Source organism: Paraburkholderia franconis (genome assembly GCF_009362735.1).
Taxonomy (GTDB): domain Bacteria; phylum Pseudomonadota; class Gammaproteobacteria; order Burkholderiales; family Burkholderiaceae; genus Paraburkholderia; species Paraburkholderia franconis.
The window spans coordinates 48496-57910 of record NZ_WHNP01000049.1 but is presented as its reverse complement, the minus strand read 5'-3'; the positions used below and the strand labels follow the sequence as shown (position 1 = coordinate 57910).

At 58.2% G+C, this 9415-nt stretch carries 8 protein-coding genes; 2 read left to right on the top strand and 6 right to left on the bottom strand.

The window, feature by feature from the left end; genetic code table 11:
• The first annotated feature begins 647 nt into the window (after positions 1 to 647).
• Positions 648 to 1268 (top strand): SEL1-like repeat protein, encoded by a 621-nt coding sequence (locus GCT13_RS34125; protein ID WP_087738173.1) that lies wholly within the window; start codon positions 648 to 650, stop codon positions 1266 to 1268.
• Between the two features lie 63 nt (positions 1269 to 1331).
• On the opposite strand, the gene GCT13_RS50990 is transcribed toward GCT13_RS34125, so the two are convergent.
• The gene (locus tag GCT13_RS50990; protein WP_087738172.1) at positions 1332 to 1526 is read right to left on the bottom strand and encodes a hypothetical protein; all 195 of its coding nucleotides are present in this window, start codon (positions 1524 to 1526) and stop codon (positions 1332 to 1334) included.
• Between the two features lie 108 nt (positions 1527 to 1634).
• Positions 1635 to 2669 carry an IS630 family transposase gene (locus tag GCT13_RS34115; RefSeq protein WP_152765904.1) on the bottom strand — a complete coding sequence of 345 codons (1035 nt, stop codon included), beginning with the start codon at positions 2667 to 2669 and terminating at the stop codon, positions 1635 to 1637.
• A gap of 164 nt (positions 2670 to 2833) precedes the next feature.
• Between GCT13_RS34115 and GCT13_RS34110 the strand changes: the two genes are divergently transcribed.
• Complete coding sequence (locus tag GCT13_RS34110; protein ID WP_152765902.1) at positions 2834 to 4228, top strand: hypothetical protein; 1395 nt, start codon at positions 2834 to 2836, stop codon at positions 4226 to 4228.
• A 648-nt stretch (positions 4229 to 4876) separates the two neighbouring features.
• Here the strand turns inward: GCT13_RS34110 and GCT13_RS34105 are convergent.
• The 4 genes from GCT13_RS34105 to GCT13_RS34090 all read right to left on the bottom strand — a co-directional run bounded on the left by GCT13_RS34105 (position 4877) and on the right by GCT13_RS34090 (position 9348).
• Positions 4877 to 5395, bottom strand: a complete 519-nt coding sequence (locus tag GCT13_RS34105) for a hypothetical protein (RefSeq protein WP_143811213.1) — start codon at positions 5393 to 5395, stop codon at positions 4877 to 4879.
• 178 nt (positions 5396 to 5573) lie between these two features.
• Entirely contained in the window at positions 5574 to 6497 is a 924-nt protein-coding gene (locus tag GCT13_RS34100) for a hypothetical protein (protein ID WP_087740133.1), read from the bottom strand.
• Positions 6494 to 8461 carry an ORC-CDC6 family AAA ATPase gene (locus GCT13_RS34095; protein ID WP_087740132.1) on the bottom strand — a complete coding sequence of 656 codons (1968 nt, stop codon included), beginning with the start codon at positions 8459 to 8461 and terminating at the stop codon, positions 6494 to 6496. Before GCT13_RS34095 ends, GCT13_RS34100 begins: the two co-directional genes overlap by 4 nt.
• The gene (locus GCT13_RS34090) at positions 8458 to 9348 is read right to left on the bottom strand and encodes a phosphoribosyltransferase-like protein (protein WP_143811212.1); all 891 of its coding nucleotides are present in this window, start codon (positions 9346 to 9348) and stop codon (positions 8458 to 8460) included. Before GCT13_RS34090 ends, GCT13_RS34095 begins: the two co-directional genes overlap by 4 nt.
• Positions 9349 to 9415: the final 67 nt, after the last annotated feature.

Here is a 9415-nt window from a genome sequence, read left to right as displayed (position 1 = left end):
GAGTGCACGTTTGCGCCTGTCACTTCGTACAGACTCCCACACATCTGCTTCGCCCGTCCATTTACGCGACTGCACCGCTTCGTCACCGCATCACGGACCATCTGCCAGACAGTTCGACCACTCATCGGGCAACGTCCCTGAACATTGCGGGCCATCAATCACCATAGCCTTCGCCACTTCGACCACATCGGAGCACTCCGCGGTTTCCTCCCTTCTGGTTTGTCCAACGCCTGCCCGCATGCGCTGACGCGCGCTTGCGAGCCTGCGGACATGGGCAGGCGTCGAACAAACCTAAAGACAAGTGCGCCTTGAGCATCCGGCGGGTTTCGGAGTGGACCAGCCGTTCGAATGGTCACTGCATGGCTCAGGCGAGCGGTAGAAAGTGGGCCGCTTGCCGCCACGCGGTCAGCAGGTCACGGACCAGCGGCGCCCGCGCGCCGCGCAGCCGAGCGGCGTCCAGGGCGACGGGCTGGCCGCTCCCCTCGCCTGCCCCGCACCGTGTCCTGCTTCGCTGCATCACGCTGCGGCGACCGTGGTGTTTCCGGCGACCCCGGAGTTGAACGCGCTGACAACACACAAATTACGTTTGGGGAGCCGCAAAAGGTGAGCTAGAATCAGGTGCATTCTTCACCAACGGATTGCTCACCATGCAAATGGAAAGCTGGGTTGGGACAATTGAGCGTGAATGGCATCAGTTGCGTCGGGCCGACCCTGCCCTCGATGTTGAAAAATTTTGCAGGCATGTGCTCGCCGCAAACAAGACCGGATTCGTGTCTCCCGAGTCGGTCGCCGTAATCGTAAACGCGCTTCTCACCAGTACGCTGGAAGGCGCGGCTTATCTGGGCCGCTGGTTGCTCGGGCGCATTGGTGCCAACCGCCATCCAGCATGGCGAGTGGCCCTCGCCATTTCTTTGGTCACGCCCACAGGAGGTGAGGCGGACTTTGAGACCGGGAACGCGATTCTTGACGACGTGATGAAAGATGAAACCGCGGACAGTCGTCTGCGCGGCATGGCTGCTGCCGCACTGGCTGATAGCGCACGGCTCGGGCGGGGAATGCTGGTTGATGTGAGCCGTGCGCGATCACTCTACGAGCAGGCCATTGAACTGGGACACAAGGCCGCGGCACACAATCTCGGGCTTTTCTGGGAAGGCCTGTGGGGTGCGGACGACAACGGATTCATCCCGGACCGCACGAAGGCCATGCAGAGCTATCGACGCGGTGGAGATGACAAAATTTGCCAACGCCGCCTGGAAGCGCTGCGTTGAGTTCCCACCGACCGCAAGTCGTGCAGTTGGCAGATTTCAGGCGGCACACGACGAATATTTCCATCAATTGATAAACGCAAGGCTACGGAGAAGAGACTCCCCGTCCTCCGTGATGCGAGGGCGTACTGCTCCGCCAGCTTGTCGCTCCAATGCGACAAGCTGGCGTTCAAGCAACGCACCAGGTTCTTCCCGATCAGCGATGTGATCGGCGGAGTCCTTGACCAGCATCAATGTTGCGAATTCGTGGGCACTCAACACGGGATGCTCCTGATGCAAAGAGCGAGACGCCGGTCATCAGGTTGTACGGTGACGGGCGCTGCATGACGCCCACAACCGTGGGCTGACTACCGAAGGCGGAGAGCTTACTCATACGTCAGAAATATAGCGGACAGATTGATGCCTAAAAAAGGATCGAACAAGGCTCGGATCGCGCCTGATTTGTGAAAGTTGCTCGTGAATTTTTGAGCCCAACTTTTCACCTTTTTGAAGCGGGCGTCGCGCGACGCCGGTCCGCTTGACGTGACTCCACACCAGTTCATCTGGATTGAGGTCCGGTGCATAACCGGGCAGGAAATGCAAAGTCAACTTGCCCTGCGTACTAGCGACATAGTCCTTAACAACGGCTTTCTTATGGGCTGGCAATCCGTCGACGATCAAATGAACCGCTTTTTTCCGATTAAACATCAACTTCTTGAGCAGTCCCACGAACAACTCGCCGATAAGCGCCCCATCATACGTCGCAAACCAGAAAGCCCCCTTCGAATTGACAGCGGACGCGGCGCTCATGCTTTGCCGTTCGCCGGGCCGCTCGACCACCGGCGTCTCACCGCGCGGCGCCCACGCCCTGCCATGTACCGAATCGGCACGGAAACCCGATTCGTCCCAGAAAAAGATATCCGCCTTCTGCTCACGAGCCTGCCTGGCAATGCTCGGATAGGTGTCTCGCAGCCAACGCTCGATAGCTTCCGGGTCACGCTGATAAGCACGCTGCAACGGCTTTTGCGGCGTCAGGTTCAGACGCGCGAGCATCGCACCGATCGAAGCCAGGCTCAGCGTGACGTCGAATTTCTGTCGTACCAGTTCACGAACCAGGTTGCGAGTCCACAAGCCAAAATCAAACCCGTATTGCATTGGATTCTTGCCATTAACCCAGCGCATTACCCGCTGCTCCTGCGTCGGAGTAAGCGTACGTGGTCGACCTGTGCCCTTGGTCGATCGCAGCGCTCGCACACCACGACCACGGCCTCGCGCCTGCGCCCTGATCTTGTACGCCCACGAGCGATGCATTCCAAACGACGCGGCGACATCATTTGGATGCTCGCCTTCAGCCATACGCTGAACTGCAAGAATACGCATCTCTTCGAGCGTGTTGTGAGCCAGGCTCCGGCCATCTCGTTTCATGGGCGACGCTCTCAATAGCTATCGCTCAAGCATAGGCCATCTGTCCGCAAAATTCCTGACTTATGAGTAATCCGGAAATGTGACAGCATGAGGACGGCGTTAAATGCCGACATCGTCTCATCTATAATCACGGCCAGAATCAACGTCGCATGGAGTCCTACTATATGAGTCAAGCCCGCGGGCGATATGCGGGATCCCGGCGCAACGGCCAGCGTCAACCTCACCACGAGAAAAAACCTCCGCCCCAACGGCCGGGACCTCCGTATGTGAAGACGCCTCCCCGAGACTCCGCCCAGACTGCCTCCATCTTCAAAACGCGATCGTTTCAGTTTCTGGTCGACGCGGTAGGCGCAGAGAATATCGCCATCGCACTCGAATCGAACATGGCGCGCGTGGCCGAACTGATGAAAGGCGAGAGGTTCACTCCTGAGACCGCCTTTCACATGGAAACCACGCTTGGATTACCGCATGGCTTTTTTGACCAGCCCAATCCTGCGCTCGCGGACGAGATCATCGCCCGTCTGAAGTCCCCGCTCGACTTCGTCCAGATCGACGAAGGAATCGACGCAGAGCCCGAAGCACTTGAGCCGGCTCCTGCCGAGACTGTCAACCAGTCGGTACCTGAAGATAGTTTGTCCGAGGAAGCGCAAATGCCAAAGAAAGTAGCCGGCGGTTCGCCGACAGCCGTCAAGAATCGTCGAAGCGACATGCCTGAACAGCCTAAACCTCGTGCGCCGCTCAAAGCTGCGCATTCGAAAGACAAAACGTCTCCTGAAACGCCGCAACAGCAACCGCTGGCATTAAGCGACAGCGCACATGTGGAGAACATCCGACGCGCTAACCTTCGCCTTCTCACCAGTCGCAACGGATCGAAAGTCAGACTCGCCGTGGTCATGGAGATGAGTGGCTTCAACATCGCCGATCGGCTACATGGCAAGAAGCGCATGGACAGTGTCGAAACAAACCGGTTCACGAAGCGCCTGGGATTGCCAGTTGGCTGGTTAGACAGTCCACGCACGGAAGCCGAGATTCCAGAGTCAGTGTCGCGTATGCTTGCGCCTGCTCCGCGCGGTCGCGCATCCGCTCAACAACATGAGTCGCCTGCGCCAGCAACGAACGATGGCGTACAAGGGAAACTCGTCGACGGGAAGGTGCGCACGAGGCGCGAGCGTGCGACCGCCCTCGATGCATCGGAAAGCCCCGCACCTGTTTCGGCGGACGCCGCGGAAGACAGGGTGGCGATCGTCGTCAGCCCGCGAGCTGATGTCAATGATTCCCCCGACGACCTTGCCAGCCGTTCATTGGACGAAAATGATGAAGCGGTCCCGGCCGCCATAGCTGCACCCTCCGGGTCGCTGCCTGAATCGTTGCCCGTCTCCGCGCATCCGCAGCAAAGTCCGGCTCCACTCCCCTTCACTATCGTGACCAGCCTGGACAATCTCCACGGCATTGCACCGATAGCAGAAGCATTGATCAAGACGCTGGCGGGTAAGGCACGCACGGGTCGACTGGACGAATTGAAAGCCCTGGAACTTTTACAGCAAGCGGTCCTGTTGTAAGTCACTGGCGGCGTCGATCGACCGATCCGTCGTCAGCGCCAGTTCGTCTGGATTGACGCCGGGTTGCATGAGGCCCCAGTGAGATGGGAAATCGCCGTCACCGTGACTCACGAATTTGCACCAACACCCGATGATGCAGCCACGGACGCCGGGAACGACACCTTTTGCGGGGGACGTTGGAGCCGTCCACGTTCAACAGGCGCCAGCGGCTCGACGTTTGCCTGTTATCTGTCTGGTGTTCTCCGTCACGTCATGTTGCCCGCCAGCGGTTTTTATGTCAAATGCGGGCGTTCAACCTGCCGCCCCCTCTGCAAGGCGAACTGGACAGCTTCGGCCAAAGCAGCCGCTGGCGCGACCATCCGCCAACGGCGGCTATGATGAGCTTTGCTGACGTCTGCCAGCGACTAGATCGAATGGCAGTTTTGCTTCCGTTGTGAGGCCAGCAAGCGACCCTGAACGGTGTGTCGCATTTCTCGAAATCGGTCACTGAGACAGCGCTTCCACCTCCGGTGGCCATGACTGCCCAAATCCTAGGCGCCCTCCTCTGAAACCCCATGGTTTTTAACGCTCCCTACGCGAATTGACGCTTTTATTGCGATCCAAAGGTATATAAAAGTGACAACGCGCTCGATCCTTCCCGCGCCACTGCTACATCGGGGTGTTGACAGTTATATTGCGTACTACGCCTCTCGCCGGATGTCGCCCAACCAATTCAGAAAGAATGCCGCCGGTGCGCCGCTCAAAATGGTCAACCATACTTTGCTCGGCTTGGGCCGCGTCGCCAGCCTCCATCGCTAATGTGAACCGCCGAGGAAGGCTCATTGGCATGGCGGGGTCGAGATACCATCCATTCCGGCTCATCTCCAGAAGCGCCGGGCGGACATTTTCTGGATACGACTCTCCAGCGGCCGACACGGCGTCGACACTGCGGGAGATTGCCTCAAGCGGCCCAATCTGCATCTTCTGCAGTTGGCCGAGCAAACGCCCCACGACCCTATCGACGTGAACGTCACCGCACTTTTTGTCTTCGTCGGCGAAGCAGGATAAGCAAACGCGGTTCATTTTCAAGGGGATGCAGATTGTTGAGATTTGGGAGCGCTTCCGTTGCATAAAATGCGAGGTGCGAATTGTATCCAACGCAACGGGCATCGCGTCGTCGGCCCACACGAACGCAGGTCGTCAGCGGTTCGTTGACCGCCTGAACGCCACGGAAGGACGATTAAATCTCCATATCGGTCGGCAGAGGAGACCACGATTTCGCTCGCGATACTGTGTATGGCGCCACCTTCCTGGTCATTTTGGCAGCGATACCTAGTTGAGCCCACTACTTCAGCAGCCTGCTAGACTAGGGCTTGTGGGTCAGGTCAATCCGGTAGAGATGCCAGCGGCGCACCTTCGATGAGCGGCCCTTGACGCGGATGGGGTGGTCGTAGAGCAAGCTGGCCTGCTGATAGCTGGAATGGTCGACTAGGAACATGGCAGCCGCGATGCCGTGCGGCTTGGTGCCGAGCGGAGCGACCGTGGTGTGCGGGTTCTCGTCGTGCCCTTCGGCATGGATCTGCGTCAGCAGGTCGTAGGCACCGCTGACGCTAGACGCCGAGCAGTAGCGAACCGGGTGGAACTGATGTGCATCCAGCGTGTCCACGTTGTTCGCCAGCGCATTCTGCTCCCACCCGGGCGAGTACCCAGGAACGCCCACCACCGCAAACTTCCGCCAGGCCGCCATCTCGGGGTCTTGCTCGAAGATGCCTGCCAGCCGTGAGGACTCGTAGCCGAGCATGGCCACCAGGCGCACGTTGCGATCGGCCAACTGCGCCTGCATCGGCAAGAAAGGTGGCACGCCCGCCACGCGGTGACTGTCGCTGAGGGAAAAGTCGCGCGACCAGGAGGATTCCAGGAAGGTGTCTTTCTCGTAGTCCTTGGGTTCGACGTACAAACAGTCGACGCTGTCTAGGTTGGCGTCCCGTGCAGCGCGCAAGAACTGCAGCACCTCGACCATGCCCAGCGTGGTGGTCTCCAAAACCAGCGAACGAGCCTTGCCAACCAGCTTGGCCAATTCTTTTGGACCCAGCAGGTGGGCGCCCACCCGCAGTCGGTGGGGCTGCTCGACGGTGAACTCAGCCTGGTGCGACTCCTTGGCGGCCGAGTTGACCAACGCGATGGCCACCCTGGAACGCTCGTCGAGGTCAGCGCCGACGAAGGCGAGGTCCCAGCGGAACTCGCCAAACTGGTGCTGCTCGTCCGTCGAAGAGTAGGTTCTGACTCTCACGCTTTGCCTTGATCAAAAAGGGAAAGCTGCTCGCCCTCATCGAGCTTCCAGGTCTTCTGATAGCCCTTGACGAGCATATTCATCTCGTCGCGACTGCCAACCAGTAGCCGCGTGGCGTCGTCAGCCTTGATGTCGAGCTTTCTGCCTTTGTTGTACGAGATTCCGAAGTGAGGTGCAAAAATGGGATTCAGTACGAAATCTGCATAGGAGAGCTTGGTGTCTTTAACCTTGGTCTCCTTTACCTCGAAGAGTACCGACCATTTAATGCACTCGGACAATATCGTGCTGGCCTCCTCACTCAGTTCTCCGCTGGAAACCGAGAAATGCGTTCGCTCTGCTTCACTTTGCGACGGCCTCGCATGTGATAGCCTGAAAATTTGGCCCAGCGTGTTGACCACGTGGAATAGCCGGTTGCCATATTGACCTGAGCCTTGGGTCTCCTTCATAAAAACCGCGCTGGCCGCCCGCGCTGCTGCAGCCTGCAGCTCGGGCTCGATGGGCATGATATCTCCCTCCGCCGTCAGCTCGACATCTAGCATCGCCAAGTGGCAAAGTTCAAGAAAATGGCGAGCATTTTCCCTAGAAATACTAAGGAAAGAATCAAAACCTGCATAAAGGATGCAAGGCTTTTGCTGCGGTAGATACAGGTAGTACAGACAGCCTTGGAAATAGGTATGTGACCAGTCGGCAGTTTTGAACTTCGACGCCTCGCCCAACGCGGCCTTCTCCTGTTCGATCAGCACCATCTTTGGGTCCTTACCTTGATGCAGCAAGGCGCCCGTGCAGACGGATTCGATCGGCACGTCATCGCGCAGGAACAAGTCGGCCCTCAAAGAGTCTTCCGCTCGGCCCAAGACCTCATCTAACTGTTGTTTGAGCTTGTTCCGAAGTCCGCCTTCCTTGAGAACAGATCGAGCGGCTTCGACGCCTCTTCTGCTTGGCAGGATACGACGCGCCGCGTCCACGGTGGCGCGCCTGTAGTCCTCATCCTCTCGACGCTGAGCTAGGTCGGACGGCGAGCACAGCAACTCCGTCGAGATTGCATCGGGGCCAACCTTGAAGCCCTTCTTACGCAGCCTGAAACAGAACAACTCGGCCGCGAAGAGCTGGAAGTCCGCTTCCAAGTGGGCTTCCACGTCAAAAACATTGAAGTCGTGGCTCTGTTGAATCCGTTCTTCACTCAAGGTCTCCCGTGTCGCCATGCCGTTTCTCTTGGTGGCGACGTGAAATACAAGCGGATCTCCCGAATGCTTCAGATACGTGTTAATGATCCGCATCTGATAGGGCAGCAGATTTTCGTATTCGTCCAGAAAAACAAAGAATACGGTGCTACCTAATTGCGGCACCTGCACGCGAATGTCATCGATGAATGCAAGGATGACTTGCTTAAGTGGGAGAAACCTCGGCTTGGCTTCGTCCTCGGGGTTGTTCAGCCACATGGCCAACTGATTGCGCATCCGCTTCACATGAGCAAGCAGCGCTGACGGCTCTACCGGCGCATCGCCGATAAAGTCGGTAAAGCTCGTCAGCTTGACATGCTGGACCTCGTTGAACTCGGCAATGCGATTTGGCAGGGTCAGCGCTTTGAGCGTGGACAGCAGCTCGCCGACAATGATCAGGCACAAGTCATGTTCAAAAGCTTTCTGCCAATCCCCTTCTTCTAGTGCATCCCCCTGGAAAGCGCGGAGGTATCGCGTATCAGCTCGCAGATATAGACCAAGCTGCTTTGGAAGCGTGTCTTTGGTGATTTTCCGCTTGGGACTCAACTGGGTCGCGTGGGACAGATATCGTAACAGGGTCGTCTTTCCGCACCCGCGGCCGCCTTCAAAAACGATGGGCTTACGGATTTCGTCCAGCGACAGTTTGTCAAAATACAGCGGCACTACGAACTCGCCCCAGAGATCGAGTTCCCCCTCCTCGGAGCGGTTCTTCGCGAATGCCTGCGCGGCAGCAAGTTTGTTCATCGATTCACCAACGGGGTCCAATCTTCACTGGCGTACCAGTAGATCGGTAGGGTGTTGTTGGGGGTTCCATGGTCGAAGGCGTAGGTCAGCCCCTGCTCCTCGAAACCGTACGGGCCGATATTCTTCCCTCCGAGGCTGACCTCTTTGGCGATGGCGTCGTAGTCCGCCTTGAGTCGCTCCTCGATCCCGTTCAGCTTGATCCGTGCCAGGCGCTCACCGCCAAAAAAGCCGTGCTGCGGCGTAAGGATCTCACCGGCGATGAATTCGACTCGGGAAAACTCATCCTGGACCTTCTTGATGCCACACGAGTGTGCAGCGATCGTGAGGTACACGATCCGGCATTCGGGCCGTGCGCGCATGACCTCTTCAAAGCCGGTCAGTGTGACAAAGTCGGAGAACTGCTTGCCGCTACCGCAAAAGTCATCCACCAGCACCACAGTGTGGACACTGTTGGGCATCTCTGCCAAGGACTGCGGCCACAGCATCCACTTATCTTGGATTCGCAGCGACTTGGCTAGGCGACGCAGCACGTAAGTGCCCGACTTCGTCGGCGGTTGGTCCAGCCGAATGACCGGCGCAAACCGGATCCCAGGGTCGACGTGCCGTCTGCTCAGGGCCTCGACGACCTCGCCGTCCCATTTGGCTGCCGGGGTCAGCATGGCCGGGCTGCACAAAGCCGCCTTCAGCAACGCTTCGACTTGTCCCTTGCCCCTAAAGATGAAGTTGTCCAGCAGGCACGCACCGAGCAGCTCCTTTTGCCGGGCCACGAACTGGTTGAACCAACTTTCGAAGCGTCCATGGTCCATGCCCTCCCAGGCTCCACAACGGATCAGCTTTTGCACACGCGCCTTGGTGCCGTCAATGAAGAGCCGCTCGTCTCTTTCCATGCTCCTCCCCGAGCAACGTGGGATGTTCTTGCCCACCCCCAACGGACTAGCCTAGCACAGCGGGCAG

Coding starts and splice junctions, on each gene's coding strand:
- GCT13_RS34125 (WP_087738173.1), top strand. CDS start 648: ATGCAAATGGAAAGCTGGGTTGGGACAATTGAGCGTGAATGGCATCAG.
- GCT13_RS34115 (WP_152765904.1), bottom strand. CDS start 2,669: ATGAAACGAGATGGCCGGAGCCTGGCTCACAACACGCTCGAAGAGATG.
- GCT13_RS34110 (WP_152765902.1), top strand. CDS start 2,834: ATGAGTCAAGCCCGCGGGCGATATGCGGGATCCCGGCGCAACGGCCAG.
- GCT13_RS34095 (WP_087740132.1), bottom strand. CDS start 8,461: ATGAACAAACTTGCTGCCGCGCAGGCATTCGCGAAGAACCGCTCCGAG.
- GCT13_RS34090 (WP_143811212.1), bottom strand. CDS start 9,348: ATGGAAAGAGACGAGCGGCTCTTCATTGACGGCACCAAGGCGCGTGTG.